14 protein-coding genes are annotated in these 17,305 nt (G+C 31.4%); all 14 read left to right on the top strand.

Features of this window, described 5'->3' with window-relative positions:
• Window positions 1-2 precede the first annotated feature (2 nt).
• The 14 genes from AMD28_RS16645 to AMD28_RS16720 all read left to right on the top strand — a co-directional run bounded on the left by AMD28_RS16645 (window position 3) and on the right by AMD28_RS16720 (window position 17,287).
• Window positions 3-2,489 (top strand): exopolysaccharide transport family protein, encoded by a 2,487-nt coding sequence (locus tag AMD28_RS16645; protein WP_055445271.1) that lies wholly within the window; start codon window positions 3-5, stop codon window positions 2,487-2,489.
• 36 nt (window positions 2,490-2,525) lie between these two features.
• Window positions 2,526-3,815: a nucleotide sugar dehydrogenase gene (locus tag AMD28_RS16650; protein ID WP_055445272.1), complete on the top strand. Its 1,290-nt coding sequence runs from the start codon at window positions 2,526-2,528 to the stop codon at window positions 3,813-3,815.
• 950 nt (window positions 3,816-4,765) lie between these two features.
• The gene (locus AMD28_RS16665) at window positions 4,766-5,749 is read left to right on the top strand and encodes an SDR family oxidoreductase (RefSeq protein ID WP_055445275.1); all 984 of its coding nucleotides are present in this window, start codon (window positions 4,766-4,768) and stop codon (window positions 5,747-5,749) included.
• Window positions 5,750-6,096: 347 nt separating this feature from the next.
• A complete protein-coding gene (locus AMD28_RS16670) occupies window positions 6,097-7,260 on the top strand; it encodes a hypothetical protein (protein WP_055445276.1) in 1,164 nt (387 codons plus the stop codon).
• A gap of 58 nt (window positions 7,261-7,318) precedes the next feature.
• Window positions 7,319-8,272 (top strand): glycosyltransferase family 2 protein, encoded by a 954-nt coding sequence (locus tag AMD28_RS16675; RefSeq protein ID WP_083478358.1) that lies wholly within the window; start codon window positions 7,319-7,321, stop codon window positions 8,270-8,272.
• Complete coding sequence (locus AMD28_RS16680) at window positions 8,265-8,885, top strand: class I SAM-dependent methyltransferase (RefSeq protein WP_055445278.1); 621 nt, start codon at window positions 8,265-8,267, stop codon at window positions 8,883-8,885. Before AMD28_RS16675 ends, AMD28_RS16680 begins: the two co-directional genes overlap by 8 nt.
• Before the next feature lie 565 nt (window positions 8,886-9,450).
• Entirely contained in the window at window positions 9,451-10,314 is an 864-nt protein-coding gene (locus tag AMD28_RS16685) for an ABC transporter permease (protein ID WP_055445279.1), read from the top strand.
• Between the two features lie 121 nt (window positions 10,315-10,435).
• The gene (locus AMD28_RS16690) at window positions 10,436-11,701 is read left to right on the top strand and encodes an ABC transporter ATP-binding protein (RefSeq protein WP_055445280.1); all 1,266 of its coding nucleotides are present in this window, start codon (window positions 10,436-10,438) and stop codon (window positions 11,699-11,701) included.
• A 7-nt stretch (window positions 11,702-11,708) separates the two neighbouring features.
• Complete coding sequence (locus tag AMD28_RS16695; RefSeq protein WP_055445281.1) at window positions 11,709-12,410, top strand: sulfotransferase family 2 domain-containing protein; 702 nt, start codon at window positions 11,709-11,711, stop codon at window positions 12,408-12,410.
• Between the two features lie 87 nt (window positions 12,411-12,497).
• A complete protein-coding gene (locus AMD28_RS16700; RefSeq protein WP_055445282.1) occupies window positions 12,498-13,316 on the top strand; it encodes a class I SAM-dependent methyltransferase in 819 nt (272 codons plus the stop codon).
• A 13-nt stretch (window positions 13,317-13,329) separates the two neighbouring features.
• A complete protein-coding gene (locus tag AMD28_RS16705; protein ID WP_055445283.1) occupies window positions 13,330-14,265 on the top strand; it encodes a glycosyltransferase family 2 protein in 936 nt (311 codons plus the stop codon).
• 190 nt (window positions 14,266-14,455) lie between these two features.
• Window positions 14,456-15,424 carry a glycosyltransferase family 2 protein gene (locus AMD28_RS16710; RefSeq protein WP_055445284.1) on the top strand — a complete coding sequence of 323 codons (969 nt, stop codon included), beginning with the start codon at window positions 14,456-14,458 and terminating at the stop codon, window positions 15,422-15,424.
• A complete protein-coding gene (locus tag AMD28_RS16715; RefSeq protein WP_161804648.1) occupies window positions 15,418-16,374 on the top strand; it encodes a glycosyltransferase family 2 protein in 957 nt (318 codons plus the stop codon). Before AMD28_RS16710 ends, AMD28_RS16715 begins: the two co-directional genes overlap by 7 nt.
• Before the next feature lie 4 nt (window positions 16,375-16,378).
• Window positions 16,379-17,287 carry a glycosyltransferase family 2 protein gene (locus AMD28_RS16720; protein WP_055445286.1) on the top strand — a complete coding sequence of 303 codons (909 nt, stop codon included), beginning with the start codon at window positions 16,379-16,381 and terminating at the stop codon, window positions 17,285-17,287.
• The last annotated feature ends 18 nt before the right edge of the window (window positions 17,288-17,305 follow it).

Consider the following 17,305-nt stretch of genomic DNA (forward strand, 5'->3'; position numbering starts at 1 on the left):
TTATGGCCTACAACGAATTTGATGATATAGAAAGCATGGAGTCTAGTCGCATAGCTTTCGATTTTAAAGGCTTCTTGTTTAAGATTGTTAATTTATGGAAGTTTGTATTACTATCTATTGGTGCAGCTTTAATTATAGCCTATCTAATCAATGTGCGAAAAGAGAATGTGTATAAACTAGACTCTTTAATTAGTGTCGAGAATGATCAAAATCCTTTTTTTACAGCCAATACCAGTATTTCTTTTAACTGGGGAGGTGTTTCTGGAAAAATGGGAAAAACCATCACCACGCTGCAAACCAGAACCCATAATGAAAAGGTGGTAGATTCTTTACAGCTTTATATGGATTATCTGGTGGAAGGAAAATACAAAAAGCTGGATATTTATAAGCGAGCGCCATTTAAGGTTACATTAGATTTAACGAAACCACAAGTACTTAATAAATATATTGGTGTTCGATTTACTAGTGCTGACCAATTCGAGATTTTTACAGAATTTGAAGGAGCTAATGGTCGGGCACAACGATATGATACTAAAGAAACGACTGCTGTTGAAGTGCCTGTAGGTGCATTTAGCAAAGTATATACTATTGGAGAAAAAGTGGCATTGCCATTTTTTAGTGGTACGCTTGAGTTTAGAAATGAAAGACAAATAAAGCCTGGGACAGCGTTTTATTTACGTTTTAAGAATTTTGACGGTGTTGTAAATGGGTATAAGAATAATATTATGGTGGGTTCTTTTAATAAAACAAACTCCCCAGTATTAAAGCTTTCTTTGGCAGGTACGAATAAAGGAAAGATTGTAGATTTTCTAAATACAACCGCTGCTATATTAAGTAGAACCGAATTGGAACGCAAGAATTTATATGCTACCAATACCATCAAGTTTATTGATAGTAGCTTGGCGGCAGTAGATACCAGTTTAAAAGGATTTACTAAAGAAATGAATAGCTTTAGGAAGAAAAATAAGGTCTTTGATGTGGATGCAGAAATGCTGGATGTTTCAGGTAAATTAAAAGATTTTGAATCCCAAAAAGAAGCAGAGCAAACCAAGCTAAACTATTTGAACAGGCTAGAAAGCTATTTACAAACCAAAACAGATTATACCAATATCGCAGCGCCAACTTCGGTTGGGATTTCTGAAGGAAATATTTTGACTAGTGTTCGTAAAATAACGAGTTTGGCTATAGAGCGTAAAAGTTTAGAGTATACGACACGAGAAGAGTCGGAGATCTTTAAAAATATTGACCGACAAATAGACGCAGAAAAGAATGTATTGCTAGAGACTATTAAAGCTACTATTAGTACGATTAATATCCAGCTGGGAACTCTGAATAGGAATATTGCTAATTTAGATGTTAAATTGAGGGGGCTTCCAGAAGACCAACAAGAATATTTAAAGATCCAACGAAAGTTAGATATTAGTCAAGAAGCTTATGATATATATATGAATAAACGAAGTGAAGCTGCCATTGTTAAAGCGGCTAATATTTCGGATATTTCTATAATAGATGAAGCAAAAGATATAGGAGGCGGAAAGATTGGTCCTAATACTTCTCTAAATTATATGATGGGATTGATGCTTGGTTTCTTTATTCCATTATTCTTAATTTTTGTTGTTTTCTTATTAGATAGTACCATTCATGGTTCCGATGAAGTAGAGCAGCTCACCAGTATTCCTATTTTGGGATTAATAGGGAAATACAGGTATCATAACAATTTAGTAGTATTTGAAAAACCGAAATCGGCAGTAGCAGAATCTTTTAGAGCCATCCGTTCTAGTTTGCAATTTTTCTATAAAAATAAAATGAAAAAAGAAGAACAAGAAGGGGGTAAAACCATTATGATAACTTCTTCGGTTAGTGGGGAAGGGAAAACATTTACCTCTATTAATATTGCTACCGTATATGCTCTGTCTGGGAAGAAAACCATTTTGTTAGGACTGGATTTACGTAAACCAAAAATATTTGATGACTTTGATTTAACCAATGAAAAAGGAGTGGTAAATTATTTTATTGGGGACAGTACTTTTGATGAAGTAATAAATCATACCAAAATAGATAATTTAGATGTGGTTACATCTGGACCTATACCACCAAATCCTTCCGAGTTATTAATGAGTGATAAGATGGGGGATTTAATTAAGAGGCTGCGTCAAGAATATGATATGATTGTATTGGATACGCCTCCTTTAGGTTTGGTAACCGATGCTTTAGAATTGGTGCAATATGCAGATGCTTCTATTTTTATGGTGCGTTTAGACTATACCAAAAAGGGAATGCTGCAATTAATCAATGCCAAATATAGAGCAGGAGAGGTAAAAAATATTAGTATCGTACTTAACTTTTACAAGCATAAAACCAATCATAATTACGGGTATGGTTACGGGTATGGCTATGGATATGGTTATGGTGTTTACGGAAATTCTTATCATGAAGACAACAAAAAATCATTATTTAAAAAAGCTAAGGCATTTATAAAAAGTATTTAATATATTCGTTAACGCTATTAATCAATAAAATACATAATGAAAACGCATAAGATAACCGTTATCGGTTTAGGGTATGTTGGATTGCCATTGGCAGCAGAATTCGCAAAAAAATACCCAGTAGTTGGCTTTGATATTAACACACTTCGAGTAGGAGACCTAAAGCAAGGAAAAGATAAAACCTTGGAGGTGGAAACCGAAGACCTGAAAAAAGTATTGGTCACGAATACCAAAGAATCGAAAGGGCTTTTTATAACCAATAACCCGGAAGATTTAGCAACATCTAACGTTTATATAATTACCGTTCCTACGCCAACCGATGCTTTAAACAAACCTATTTTTACGCCGCTTGTAAAAGCGAGTGAAACGGTTGCCAAAGTATTAAAAAAAGGAGATATTGTTATTTATGAATCTACAGTATATCCTGGGGTTACCGAAGATATTTGCGTGCCTATTTTAGTAGCCCAATCGGGTTTAGAATACAATGTTGACTTTTTTGCAGGCTATTCCCCAGAACGTATTAATCCAGGAGATAAAAAACATACCGTTACTAAAATATTAAAAGTAACCTCTGGTTCTACACCAGAAATAGCTACAGTAGTAGACGATTTGTATAAATCTATTATTACAGCAGGAACCCACAAAGCACCATCCATAAAAGTTGCAGAAGCAGCAAAAGTGATTGAAAACTCCCAACGCGATATTAATATTGCCTTTGTAAATGAGTTGTCTAAAATATTTAGAATACTAGATATCGATACCAAAGCCGTTTTAGAAGCAGCAGGAACCAAATGGAATTTCATCAACTTCACGCCAGGATTGGTAGGCGGGCATTGTATAGGAGTAGATCCGTACTACTTAGCGCAAAAAGCGATTGAGTCTGGTTACAACCCTGAAATTATTTTAGCAGGCCGAAAAATGAATGACAGCATGGGAAGCTATGTGGCGCAGGAGACCGTTAAAATGATGATTAAAAAAGGGGCTACCATTAAAGGTGCTAAAGCATTAGTTTTAGGAATCACCTTTAAAGAAAACTGCCCAGATATTAGAAACTCTAGAGTAATAGATATTATTAAGGAATTAGAAACCTACCATGTAGATGTAGATGTGTTTGATCCTTGGGCTTCGGCAGAAGAAGTAAAGCACGAATATGGTTTTGATTTACTATGCTCTAAAACAGAGATTAGTAATAACTACGATGCTATTATTTTGGCGGTTAGCCATAATGAGTTTCTGAAGATGGATATCGAAAAGTTAAAGTCGCCAATAGGTGTAATATTTGATGTAAAGTCTTTATTGCCTAAAGAAATGGTAAACGGAAGACTTTAAAACTTCTCGTCCTTGCGAGAAGCATAGCGACGAAGCAATCTCATAATTAGGAGTCTAAAAAATAAATACAATGTCATTTCGAGCTTGTCGAGAAATCTCTTTGGAACGGATGACTGAAAACAATGTCATTTCGAGTGATCCCGATATTTTTTCGGGATGGTATCGAGAACAGGTTAATGAAATGCTTAAAAGAACACAGAACACCGAACACCGAACACTGAAACCAATGTCATTTCGAGTGATCCCGATATTTTTTTTCGGGATGGTATCGAGAACAGGTTAATAGAAATGCTTAAAAGAACACAGAACACTGAAACCAATGTCATTTCGAGTGATCCCGATATTTTTTCGGGATTGTATCGAGAACAGGCTAATGAAATGCTTAAAAGAACACCGAACACTGAAACCAATGTCATTTCGAGTGATCCCGATATTTTTCGGGATGGTATCGAGAACAGGCTAATGAAATGCTTAAAATAATCAAGGAACAACGGATAACAAAAACCAATGTCATTTCGAGTGATCCCGATATTTTTCGGGATGGTATCGAGAACAGGTTAATAGAAATGCTTAAAATAATCAAGGAACAACGGATAACTAAAATACAATGTCATTTCGAGCTTATCGAGAAATCTCTTTTGAACGGATGACTGAAACCAATGTCATTTCGAGTGATCCCGATATTTTTTCGGGATAGTATCGAGAACAGGTTAATGAAATGCTTAAAACAACACAGAACACCGAACACTGAAACCAATGTCATTTCGAGTGATCCCGATATTTTTTCGGGATAGTATCGAGAACTGGTTAATGAAATGCTTAAAAGAACACCGAACACCGAACACTGAAGACTGAAATACAATGTCATTTCGAGTGATCCCGATATTTTTTCGGGATAGTATCGAGAACAAGTATAACGAGCCTTGCAACAAAAATTAAAGACCAAAACCATGTATACACAACCATACCACAAACAAGATTTATCTAATTTTAGTTTCTTAGTAACTGGAGGAGCAGGTTTTATAGGATCTAATTTGGTAGCATACCTATTACAATTCGGTGCAAAAAAAGTACGCGTATTAGATAATTTTTCTAATGGCTATAGAGAAAACTTGACCGAGTTTATGGACAACCCAGCATTCGAGTTATTAGAAGGCGATATTAGAGATCTTGCTACCTGTAAAAAAGCCATGTTAGATATAGACTATGTTTCGCACCAAGCAGCATTAGGTTCGGTGCCGCGTTCTATAGCCGATCCAGCAACTACTAATGACGTTAATATATCTGGTTTTTTAAATATGCTTATCGCATTAAAAGAAAGCACTAGTGTAAAGCGTATGGTATATGCAGCATCTAGTTCTACCTATGGCGATAGTACTTCTTTGCCAAAAGTAGAAGAGACTATTGGTAATCCTTTGTCTCCTTATGCGGTAACCAAATATGTAAATGAATTGTATGCCAATGTTTTTGGTACTACCTATAATACCGATGTTATTGGCTTTAGATATTTTAATGTATTCGGACCAAAGCAAAGTCCTAATGGCGCTTATGCCGCAGTAATTCCTTTGTTTATGCAAGCATTAAAAGAAGGGAAAGCACCAACCATTCATGGCGATGGCGGACAAACCCGAGATTTTACCTTTGTAGCTAATGCCGTACAAGCCAATGTAAAAGGGATGTTTGCATCTAAAGAAGCAGCTAATCAAGTATTTAATATTGCCTGTGGCGAACGTATTTCTGTGAATTATTTATGGGATACGTTAAACCAAGCAGCCAATACCAATCTAGATGCGATGTATGGACCAACACGCCAAGGCGATGTAAGAGATTCTTTGGCAGATATTTCTAAAGCAAATAAATTGTTAGGTTATGATCCACAATTCTCTGTACAAGAAGGGCTTGCTTTGACGTATCAATGGTTCAGCAATAGGTAAAAATGTGTTGAACTTATTTATAAACCAATCTAAAAAAAATAGAAAGTAATTTTTTTTACATGGTGCATGTATATTTAAATTGTAATTAGTTTATATAATAAAACTACAAGGCAGTTTAATTAAGAAAGAATCCTTCAATTATTCTTTTTTTAAATTAGGAAAAGATCAGGTAATTTATAATATGTATTTTAAAATTTGTGAGGAATTACTATATTAGCCATATATCGAATATTATATAAGTTTATATTTATATTTGGTTTTTCATTCTATTATTTATGTTAGAAAGGTTATTTGTTTAGCTGATAATATGGTGGCGTGGATTAGATAACAATTATGAAAGAATACAAATGAAGGTAAACAATTTAGTAAAGCTTATAAAACAGGATTATTTACTACTTGCTTTATGTATATTAAGTTTATTTTCAATACTACGAACCCTTATAATTCCATTACAAGGAGATGAAATAACCTATTTTAAGATAAGCGAACATATACTTTCTGGAAAATATTATTTATATGATTTTCCATCTTCAGTTTCTCCTATATTACCATTTATTTTTGCTATATTTTCTACACCATTTAATTACATTATTGGCATTAGTTTATTAAAATGTTTTAATATTTTATTAGCTTTTTTTGGACTGAACTATATGTGTCTTTTCTTGAAAAAGCAAAATGTACCTATTTCCATTATAGCTAGTATTTTTATCCTTACCTTAACTAATACCAACAGTATTAATTGGTTTTCTAGTCTTTTTCCAGAGTCTATTTTGTTTTTTGGTTTTTGGGGTTTTGTGTATTATTTTAACAAAGAACTTTCGGTATCACACTTTAAGAAAATGCTACTTTTCTTTGTGTTATTAACCATGACACGTTACGTATTTGCAGTATTAGGAATAGCAGTATTGTTTTATATATATAGATGCTACAAAGCAGAAACTTTTAAAAATAACCAAATTAAAAAACTCGTGTTTTTTTCAATCCTATGCGCTATACCAGTGTTGTTTTGGTTTAAATATGTGTATTATATAGAGATGAGTAACGTGAGTGAAATAAGTTATTTTAAGAGATATAAAGAAGGAAACAATGGTCTTTGGACAAATATTAAAGCTGGATTAGGTTTCATGATTCATCCAGAAGTTAGAAATTTAAGTGGACTTCCAGCATTTGTAACCTTATTTATACCTATAACAGGTTTTCGGCACTATCTAATTAGTGCTATATTATTCGGTTTATTTTTATTTGGGTATATTAAAACCAATAAATCAAATGGCATTCAGTTTCTTTTTTATGCAACACTTTTAGTCATGTTAGGGTTGGTTTTCGCAGGTACAGGCTTTAGTCGTTATTGGTTAGTTTTTTTACCTTGTTATTATTTAGGATTTTATTACGCTTTTAAAACGTTTAAATTAAAAGATAGTTGGTTCTTTTTATTGTCAAAAATAGTTGCAATTATTTATGTAATTAATGAAATTCGATTAGATTTTTTAATTTTTGATAGGCATCTGTAAAGTCAAGTCTGTTTCTATACTTTTTTCAACAAAACATCTTTATACAAATTTTTAAAATATGGCTCACCTATTAATTTATATGCCTGCCTTAAATGAACAAGCAACTATCTTTAAAGTACTGGAATCTATTCCTAAAAAAATTAATGGTTTTACAAATATTGAGCTTTTAGTAATTAATGATGGTAGTACCGATAATACAGAAAAAGAAGCTTTAAAAGCAGGTGCAACAGTTATTAATCATAAAAATAATAAAGGGGTTGGAAGTGCCTTTGGCACAGCACTTAAATATGCTTTACAAGTAAATGCAGATGTTTTGGTAAGTATTGATGCAGATGGTCAATTTGATGTGAATGAAATTGAAAACATGATTTCACCAGTTCAGCAAGAAATTGTCGACTTCTGTATAGGAAATAGATTTCACAATAAGAAACCTTCAAACATGCCTTCTGTTAAGTATTGGGGAAATATGCGAGTAAATAAGCTTATTAGTTTTATCTCTAATAAAGAAATATTGGACGCTTCTTGTGGTTTTAGAGCATATTCCAAAGAAAGTTTGCTAAATCTTAATTTACACGGAAACTTTACGTACACACATGAAGTTATTTTAGACTTACTTAACAAGGGTTTTAGTGTGCAACAAATTCCGATTCACGTAACATACTTTGATGATCGTAAATCACGAGTTGCCCACAACTTAGTTAGTTATGGATTAAAAACATCTAAAATTATTATTAAAAGCTTAAGAGATTATAAGCCTTTTTATTTTTTTGGAATCATAGCGATGTTGTTTTTTATACTTGCTTTTGGATTGGGATTGTTTGTTTTTATACATTGGATAGAAACTGGGTTCATAACGCCTTACAAATCATTTGGAATAACTAGTCTGATTCTATTTTTAGTGTCTGTTTTATTTCTTGTGCTTGCATTATTAGCAGATATGTTAGGTAGTATTAGGAGTAACCAAGAAAAGATCTTGTTATTAATTAAAAAAAGCGCTTACAGAAATGATTGATAATTCTAAACTGAAAGCAACACCAGAACTAGAAGATTTTGCTGGTAAATATGAAAATTCTAGTAAAATTGCTACATATTTGGTAGACAGCTATTTTAAAGCTGTAAAGAAACTACTAACTAAAACCGAGAATGTTTTGAAGGCGCATGAAGTTGGCGCAGGTGAAGGACGCTCAACCATGCGATTGAGTAAAATGGTTCCATCCTTGAGTGCATCCGAATTTGTCCCACATTTAGTAGAATTGGCCATTAAAAATAATCCAACGATAACTATTTTAGAAGAAAGTGTTTATGAACTAAATTATAAAGATGAGTCTGTAGATTTGGTTTTTTTACTGGAAGTTTTAGAGCATTTAGATTACCCAGAAGCAGCACTAGAAGAATTAAAACGAATTTCTAATCGCTACTTAATTTTAGGTGTGCCTAGAGAACCAATATGGAGAATTTTAAATATGTGCAGATTTAAATATATAAAGCATTTAGGGAACACTCCAGGACATTTAAATCATTGGTCTAAGTCATCTCTAATTAAATTAATAGAAGAAAAATATGGAAAGGTTCTTGCTGTAGAAAGCCCTTTACCTTGGACGATTGTTTTGGCTGAAAAATATTAAATCCGACTTCAAGTGAGTAAGCTTAAAAAAATAGGAAAACCAGAAAATATAATTCTAATAAAGAAATATGTATCCTTAAGCCTAGTGGGTTATGCTTACGTTTTTTTAGTATTATACTTGTTGGTAGATTATTTTGAAATGAATAAGTCTCTAGCGTTTATTATGGTCTATAGCTCTTGGTATATTTTGCTTTATGTTTTGCAACTAAAATACTTGTTCAATAAACAACATGATAGTGCCAAATTTTTACGGTTTTATGGCACGTTATTGTTTTTTTATATTTGTGCCAATCTTTTATATAATTTAGGTATATATTTAGAATTAAATTATTTATTGTCTACATTGATAACCGTTATAGTTTTAATGCCTTTTAGACTTATAGCCTCTAAGCTTTATGTATTTAAAGATTAAAACCTGCCTGTATTAATTACCTGTTTTTATCAACTAGCACACCAAATTTAAGACGATAAAAGCTTTCTCTTTGATTACGATTAATTTTAATTAGTAATGTTTCTATTTTATAAAGCCATTGTTTATATTAGCCCTAACTAAAACAATACTACCATTGAATACACCTAAAGATGATGCATGGCTATATACCATTTCGTCTAAACACAAATTAATAGATTTTAATTTTAAAGAAATTTGGCGTTATAGAGATTTGCTGCTGCTGTTTGTTAAGCGTGATGTAGTAACGGTATATAAGCAAACGATATTAGGCCCATTATGGTACTTAATACAGCCTTTATTTACAGCACTTACTTTTACTTTAATATTTAATAAAATTGCCAATATAGAAACAGGAACCGTACCTCCTTTTTTGTTTAATCTAGCAGGAATATCTATTTGGGGGTATTTTAATAAATGTTTAACTGCTACTAGTGATACTTTTAAAAGTAATGCAGCCGTTTTTGGTAAAGTGTATTTTCCACGAATCATAGTGCCACTCTCTATCATCATTTCTAATCTATTAAAGTTTGGTATTCAATTACTTATTTTTATAGCCTTTTATGTATATTATGTTGTAAACGATGCTGCAATACATATAGATAGTAGTGTTGTGTTTTTTCCTTTATTAATACTACTCATGGGTTTACTAGGTTTAGGAATAGGAATGATTATTTCTAGTTTAGTCACTAAATACCGTGATTTAAAATTTTTGGTAGGCTTTGGTGTACAATTACTAATGTATGTTTCTGCCGTGATGTATCCATTGGCATTAATGCGAGAAAAATTGCCCAAAATAGCATGGATTGTAGAGTATAATCCTGTTGCTTATATTATAGAAACTGCTCGATTTATGCTTTTAGGTACTGGTACCTTTAGCTGGTTTGGTATTTTATATACCGTAGGGGTAACTTTTGTAATCTTGTTTTTCGGGATTATTATATTTAACAGAACCGAAAAAACGTTTATAGATACCGTTTAATTAGTGAAAAGTGAAAAGTGAAAAGTGGAAAGTGAATGGTGAAGTAGTGAAAAGTGGAGTAGTGAAAAGTGAATAGTAGTTTTATAACTCACAACTTGCATCTCACAAAAAAAATAAACAAATGAGTGTCATTTTAAAAGCAACCAATATTAGTAAACAGTACCGACTTGGTCTTGTAGGTACAGGTACTATAAGTCACGATTTAAACCGTTGGTGGCATCGTGTACGTGGTAAAGAAGATCCTTATTTAAAAATAGGAGCAATAAACGATCGTAGTGCCAAAGCAGATAGTGACTATGTTTGGGCATTACAAGACATCAATTTTGAAGTACAAAAAGGAGAAGTTCTAGGTATTATTGGTAAAAATGGTGCAGGAAAATCTACACTATTAAAAATACTATCTCGTGTTACAACGCCTACCACAGGCGATATAAAAACCAAAGGCCGTATTGCTTCTTTATTAGAAGTAGGTACTGGGTTTCATCCAGAACTTACTGGTAAAGAAAATATTTATCTAAATGGCGCTATTTTAGGAATGTCTAAAGCCGAAATAAAAGCCAAAGAAGAAGAAATTATTGAATTTTCAGGTTGTGACCGTTATGTAGATACGCCTGTAAAACGGTATTCTTCCGGAATGCGCGTACGTTTGGCATTTGCCGTAGCGGCATTTTTAGAACCCGATATTTTGGTGATTGATGAGGTATTGGCGGTAGGTGATGCAGAATTCCAGAAAAAAGCCATTGGTAAAATGCAAGACATTTCTAAAGGCGATGGTAGAACCGTTTTATTTGTGAGCCACAATATGGCAGCGGTAAAGAGTTTGTGTACACGTGCTATTGTTTTAGAACATGGAACTTCGGTTTTTGAAGGAGGGACGGACGAGGCTGTAAGTTATTATTTGAGAAATAAAGAAGAAAAAGAAACTGTAAATTTTCCAATAGCATTTGAAAAAGGCCAAATATTGGATTTTAAAGTTTTAGACTTTATGGGGAATAACTCTAATTTGTTACTTGGTGAAAAATGTACTTTTGATTTAAAATTAACAATTAAAAAACCACAATCCATTAAAATAAATATTAGATATCAGCTTTTTGATAAAGATGAAAAACTAATTACCACTTTTAATACGTATCATCATGACGCTAATAGAATTTTAGAAACAGAAGTACAGAACTTTAAATGTACTATTGATAAATTAAATGTTTCTCCTGGTTTTTATGATATTGGATTACAAATTTTAGATTTAAATAATAGGAAAATTCTTTATCAAACAGAAGGTTTGAAAGAAATAATAATTGAAACTGGTGATGTATTTAAAACAGGTAAGTTACCATCAAGGCAAAATTTAGGAGTGTTTTTAGCTGAACAGTCTTGGGAAATTTTTTAAGAATAGCATGATATCACATAAGCATAAATTTATTTTTATTCACATTCCTAAATGTGCAGGATCTAGTATTCGAGATTTTTATTTTGATACACCTAATTTAGATTGGAAAGTACCTAATTACGATTTATTGTATGGGTGGTGTCCTAAAAGAAAAATACATTTACAACATGCAACAGCTAAACAGCTTTTAGAAACAGGTTTAATTAGTAGGGAGATTTGGGAAAGTTATTATAAGTTTACTTTTGTAAGAAATCCATGGGATAGAGTTTATTCTGCTTATTTATGGGTAATGAAAGATTGTGGGTTAAAAGGACCCTTTCAGGATTTTATTTTAAGAGAAGGTGTATTTAAAGATGTTTTAACAAATCAAGAATCGAAAAGTACAAGATCGTGTCATATGTGGTCTCAAACTGATTTTTTCACGATTAATGGCAGTTATAATTTGGATTATATAGGACGCATTGAAACTTTACAAGATGATATTAAATATATTAATAATCAATTAGGGATAGAAAAACAATTTAAGGAGCATAGCAATAAGAGTCCTAAAAGAGCAAAACACTATTCTTTATCTTATGGACAAAAAAAACAAAAATTGGTTGAATCTTTATATAAAAGCGATATTGAATTATTGAAATATTCGTTTGAAAATAAAATATCAGGATTACATTTATTCAAAGATTTATTTAAATTAAAAGATGCCAAGTAAATTACATAGGGCACACAATATTTAAATTTATTTTTGGCAAATAAAAGATAATTATGATAAACTTTAATTTATATATTAGTAGTTAAAATGGGTGGAATTTTTACAGGAGAGCGATTAGAAACTTCAATATTTAATGGGAATACAATTAACCACTTGCATCGGTATGCAGTTGCAATGCATTTGGTTAAGGGTAAAACGGTTTTAGATATTGCTTCAGGAGAAGGGTATGGAAGTCATTTAATGAGTTTAGAATCTTTGAAAGTTTATGGGGTAGATATAGATAAAGAATCGATTGATAGGGCTAAAATTAAATATAGTCGAGATAATTTAGAGTTTCTTGTCGGTTCGACAAGTGATATACCTCTAGATACTAATAGTGTCGATGTTGTAATTAGCTATGAAACCATAGAACATCATGATGAGCATGAACAAATGATGACAGAAATAAAACGTGTTTTAAAACCAAAAGGGACACTAATCATTTCTTCACCTGATAAATATTTTTACTCGGATAAAAGAAACTATAATAATCCTTTTCACATAAAAGAATTATACAAGTCTGAATTCACTGATTTACTCTCTAAATACTTTAAGATTTACAAGCTATATAGTCAAAGTTATATTTATGGAAGTTCACTAATTCTTGATGATACTAATCGTGAATATTTTAAATATTATACTGGTGATTATGCTAAAATACAAGCTACGGAATCTTATCCAAATTTTCTGATTGCTATATGTGCAGATGGTGATTTACAAAAAATAAGTAATTCAATCTATGAAGGTAGAAATCTAATAGAGAGTCAGGATTTAGAAAAGAGATTAAATTATGTTTATAACTCAAATACTTATAAAGTAGGTTCTTTTATTTTAGCGCCTTTAAAATTTTTAAAACGGTTTTTTTAGTTTGATTAACAATATGGAAAGGATTAATGTTGCGATAATATTAGTTACATACAACGGTATGCAATGGCTTAATACTTGTTTGCAAAGCTGTAAAAATTATTCTGTTATTATTGTTGATAATGCCTCTACCGACGAAACCGTTACTTTTATTCAAAATAATTATCCAAATGTTACTTTATTAAAACAGACAAAAAACTTAGGTTTTGGACAAGCCAATAATTTAGGGATTCGTTATGCTTTAGACCAAGGAGCAGCACATGTGTTTTTGTTGAATCAAGATGCCTATTTAATAGGTAATGTTTTAGAGAATTTAATGACTTTTCAAAAAGCAAATCCAACATATGGCATATTAAGCCCAATTCATATTACTGGTGATAAGCAAAGATTAGACACCAATTTTTCTAAGTATATGTTAAAAGAAAAAACAGGAAAGTTTTATTCCGATTTTGTACTGGGTAATCCTTTGGCAAAGGTGTATGAGGTTCCTTTTGTAAATGCAGCAGCTTGGCTATTATCACGGGAATGTTTAGAAACTGTAGGTGGTTTTGATCCTTTGTTTTTTCATTATGGGGAAGACGATAATTATTGTCAAAGAATCATTTATCATGGTTTTAAAATAGGTGTTTTACCAAAAGTTTTCGTTATTCATGATAGAGGGAATCGTGTTCAATTGCAGCCAGAAGTCTTTAGTAAACAATATTATAAAGAAATTGAGAAAAGTTACAAAGTTCGTTTTGCAAATATTTTATTAGATAATACTATTAAATTAAAACGAGATAAGTTAAGTCGTACCATATTGAAGTTGCGCTTAAAAATTAAATTTCAAAGAGCTAGTTTACATGCACGCGAATTATCTCTATTAAAACAATTGCAACCTGCTATTGAGAAAAGTAGACAAATTAATAAAACAAAAGGTACTCATTATTTATACAAAAAAAACGGACACTAAAGCATCCTTTCTTTTTGTTTTAGATAATTAGTAATTTCGTTATAATACATCCAAGATTTGTAATGCATTAAAGGTTCCGTTTTTAAGTTGAAATTGCAAGTTCTTAATTTATTGAAAGAATGCTACTTTTTCTGTTTTTTAGTATTCTTTATTCCTTTGACTTTGTATATTAGTCGGGTAAATAGTACTCATGTCAGAACAACCTTTAGTTTCTATACTTATCCCCACTTTTAACCGCGCAGATTTGTTAAGCGAAACACTAAATAGTGTTTTTGCGCAAACCTATACCAATTGGGAGTGTATTGTGGTAGATGATGGTTCTACAGATGCTACAGCAGGCTTACTAGCCAGTTATATAGCTAAAGATTCTCGTTTTAAATATTACAAGCGCCCAGATACGTATTTGCCAGGAGGTAATGGTGCTAGAAATTATGGATTTGCATTGAGTAAAGGGGAGTTCATTCAATGGTTTGATGACGATGATGTGATGTTGCCTGATTTTTTAAATTTTAAGATAGCCTCTTTTAATGACACTTTGGAAATGGTTATTTGCTCTGGGAGTTATGTGGATGAGAACTTATCTAATCCTAAAAATATTGATTTAAGGTTACAAACGTTTTTGTATAAAGATTATGTTTTATGGCAATTTCGTGTTTTAACGCCTTCTATTTTATTTAGAAAGACCTTTTTAGAAGGTAAATTATTGTTTACCGATAAAATAATTAGAGGTCAAGAAACAGAGTTGTTCTCCCGTTTATTTTTTAAGTTGACTTCTGTGCATTATAAAATATTAAATGTACCATTATTTTTATACAGACAACACGAAACCACAAAGTCAGCTGAAAATAAGATTTATGTTCCTGCTTATAAATACTCACAAAGCTATATTAATATACAAAACCTGAAACGAGCGATAGAAATTAGAGATTGCCAATTAATAAATAGATGCTTTCAAACACTTATGGTGTATTTTTTTATGAGTTTAAAACATGGAGATTATAGCACGACAGCATTTGTTTACAAGCAATTAGGTCCCCTTTTAAAATATGAAAATAAATTCATTTTTATGGAGTTTAAATTTATATGTGGTTTTTTGTTAAGGTTTAAAAGGTATAGTTATAGAATTAATAAACGATGGAAAACTATGGAATTATGTTAGAAACATCTTTAATTTCCATAATTATACCCACCTATAATCGTGCGCACATTATAGGAGAAACCTTAGATTCAATAATAGCCCAAACACATACCAATTGGGAGTGCATTGTAGTAGATGATGGTAGTACAGATACTACGTCAGAGGTTATGTCAAAGTATATAGCAAGTGATACTCGCTTTCGATATTATAATAGACCAAAAAATAAGCCCAAAGGGCCTTGTAGTTGTCGTAATTATGGTTTTGAAAAAAGCAAAGGAGACTATATTAATTTTTTTGATAGTGATGATTTGCTAAAGCCAGAGGCTTATACTAAAGCGATTAGTAGTTTTAAAACGGAAACGGATGCTGTGATCATAAATACGGCTCTTATAGATTTTAAAACAAGTAAACATATAAGTACTAATAAAATATACTCTGATAATTTAATGATAGATTATTTTATAGGTAAGGTTACTTTTTTAGTTTGCGGCCCTGTTTGGAAGCGTTCTTTTTTAAAGCAGCAGCCTTATTTGTTTGATGTAACTATTGGAAATGTAGATGACTGGGATTTTAATTTGCGTATGCTGTATGCTAACCCTAAACTGGTTTATATAAATGAAGAATTAATTTATTATAGAAAAAATCATGGTTCATTTTCTGAAGAAGTAAGGAAATTAAATAAAGAGGAGATTATTTCCGATTTTAAAGCAAGAAAGAAACAATTACAGTTAATTGAAGATTACGGTATAAAACCTAATGATGCAATTAAAAACTATATAATTAATAGGTATTCCAAACATTTAAAGATTGCTTTAAGACGTAATGATTCTTCTAAGTATTTAATATTTAGAAAATTGATTGGCCAGTCGTTAGCTTTTAAGTATTATTCTCAAGCATTAAGTTTTATTTTTGGTTTTATACTTTTTATAACTTTTAAAAGAGGAATTAAATATATAACATTTAGATTGTAAATTAATGATGAAGCCTTTAGTAACAGTTATTATACCTACATTCAATAGGGCAGGATATGTTATTGACACATTGAAATCAATAGCCCAACAAACTTATAAGCATTTTGAGTGTTTAATAATTGATGATGGGAGTACAGACAAAACGAAAGAAGTTGTACTTAGTTTTTGTGAAAAAGATTCCAGATTTAAATATTTAACAAGGCCTGTAGACTTACCAAAAGGAGCTAACTCTTGTCGTAATTTTGGAGTGAATAATAGCAAAGGCATTTTTATTGCATTTTGTGATGATGATGATTTTTGGGTTCCCGAAAAGTTAGAAATACAATTAGCTGTTTTTTATGAAAAACCGGATGTTTTTGTGGTAACCGGTGATATTGAATATGTTGATAAAAATGGAGTTAAGATAAATAGAATAAAATCACATTATCCTCATAATCAAGGTTGTGTTTTTGAGAAATTCTTGATAAAGAATAGAACTTCTATGGTTACGCCTTTATTAAAAAAAGAAGTTTTTGAAAAGGTAGGTATCTTTAATACTCATTTTGTTATTGCTGAAGATTGGGAATTTTGGAGGCGTGTTAGTTATTATTATAAGTTTTATAGCATTAATAAAGTCTTGGCTCTAGTTAGATTACATGGAGAAAATATTTCAAAATCAAGATCAGGAAAACCTTTTGAGAATTATAAATTGTATAGAAAACTGACAAAATCTTTGTTAAAATGGGGGAAGAATAGATTTGAACCCACTGATTACAAGTTAATATATAAAATGGAATGGAAAACGTATAGGAAACTTATGGGTAATCATTATCCTGGAATTTTAAAAAAAGGTGCGTTTTTATTAAAAGTCTTCCTTGGTAGTATTACTGATGGATTTCATTTAATATATTTAATAATGAGATTTGCTAGGTAATACGAAAGCCGTAAAATT

This window comes from Lacinutrix himadriensis (assembly GCF_001418105.1).
Taxonomy (GTDB): domain Bacteria; phylum Bacteroidota; class Bacteroidia; order Flavobacteriales; family Flavobacteriaceae; genus Oceanihabitans; species Oceanihabitans himadriense.

Bases quoted from the DNA above. Each gene is read 5' to 3' on its own strand.
- AMD28_RS16650 (WP_055445272.1), top strand. From the start codon at position 2,526: ATGAAAACGCATAAGATAACCGTTATCGGTTTAGGGTATGTTGGATTG.
- AMD28_RS16690 (WP_055445280.1), top strand. From the start codon at position 10,436: ATGAGTGTCATTTTAAAAGCAACCAATATTAGTAAACAGTACCGACTT.
- AMD28_RS16720 (WP_055445286.1), top strand. From the start codon at position 16,379: ATGATGAAGCCTTTAGTAACAGTTATTATACCTACATTCAATAGGGCA.
- AMD28_RS16710 (WP_055445284.1), top strand. From the start codon at position 14,456: ATGTCAGAACAACCTTTAGTTTCTATACTTATCCCCACTTTTAACCGC.
- AMD28_RS16675 (WP_083478358.1), top strand. From the start codon at position 7,319: ATGGCTCACCTATTAATTTATATGCCTGCCTTAAATGAACAAGCAACT.
- AMD28_RS16645 (WP_055445271.1), top strand. From the start codon at position 3: ATGGCCTACAACGAATTTGATGATATAGAAAGCATGGAGTCTAGTCGC.
- AMD28_RS16695 (WP_055445281.1), top strand. From the start codon at position 11,709: ATGATATCACATAAGCATAAATTTATTTTTATTCACATTCCTAAATGT.
- AMD28_RS16705 (WP_055445283.1), top strand. From the start codon at position 13,330: ATGGAAAGGATTAATGTTGCGATAATATTAGTTACATACAACGGTATG.
- AMD28_RS16670 (WP_055445276.1), top strand. From the start codon at position 6,097: ATGAAGGTAAACAATTTAGTAAAGCTTATAAAACAGGATTATTTACTA.
- AMD28_RS16715 (WP_161804648.1), top strand. From the start codon at position 15,418: ATGTTAGAAACATCTTTAATTTCCATAATTATACCCACCTATAATCGT.
- AMD28_RS16700 (WP_055445282.1), top strand. From the start codon at position 12,498: ATGGGTGGAATTTTTACAGGAGAGCGATTAGAAACTTCAATATTTAAT.
- AMD28_RS16680 (WP_055445278.1), top strand. From the start codon at position 8,265: ATGATTGATAATTCTAAACTGAAAGCAACACCAGAACTAGAAGATTTT.
- AMD28_RS16665 (WP_055445275.1), top strand. From the start codon at position 4,766: ATGTATACACAACCATACCACAAACAAGATTTATCTAATTTTAGTTTC.